The following is a 652-nucleotide window of genomic DNA, read 5'->3' as shown; positions in this document are numbered from 1 at the left end:
GATGGTGACAATAGCAGGCTGCCACTTTTTGAGTTCCAGTTCAGACGAAAGCTTAATCGACAATGGACCGAGTTCATCCGGCTGACCAAACTTCTCGTAGCGACCCATCGCTGATAACACTTTATTCCATTGACTCAACTGGTAATGCGATTGTGCAATGCGCAGCCAAACTTCATGAGCTTTCTGGTTTTTAGGTACGGCTTTACTCAACTCGTAATAGTGCGGCAAGGCTTTAGCAAACTGTTGTTCGTTCAACAAAATATCCGCTAGCATTTTACGTGTTTGCCACGCTTGCTCGTCTTGCAATAAACCGCTGCTTACCGCGAAATCCAGTTGCTTGATAGCTGGCTTAACTTGCTCATTCTGCCAATAAAAAATACCAAGCATACGAGCAACAAACGCTTGATCGTAGCCACGCGATAGGTCTAACGATTCGAGAGTTGAGATCGCTTCTTTAAGCTTCTCTTCTTGAGCTAAGCTGTGCGCACGCTGCACTCTAGATGCGGTGTACTGGCTAAGCTCTTGAGCTATCGCACTGGCTGCGGTCAAACTAAGCAGCGTTGTGATTAAGAATTTCTTCATCATTTGCCTAATTTGAACTCCACTTTTGCGGTTTGTCCGAACTGCTCAATCGACACACCATTTTCAACTT

At 45.4% G+C, this 652-nt stretch carries 1 protein-coding gene; it reads right to left on the bottom strand.

The genetic code is table 11. The features are described 5' to 3' along the window. Nucleotides 1-585 (bottom strand): tetratricopeptide repeat protein (locus R8N49_RS27880; protein ID WP_412034928.1); only part of this gene is annotated, 585 nt, incomplete at its 3' end. Between the last annotated feature and the right edge of the window lie 67 nt (nt 586-652).

The sequence above is a fragment of the Vibrio sp. 1978 genome, assembly GCF_033344345.1.
The sequence above is the reverse complement of the archived record's forward strand: the minus strand, read 5'-3'. Positions and strand labels throughout refer to the sequence as shown.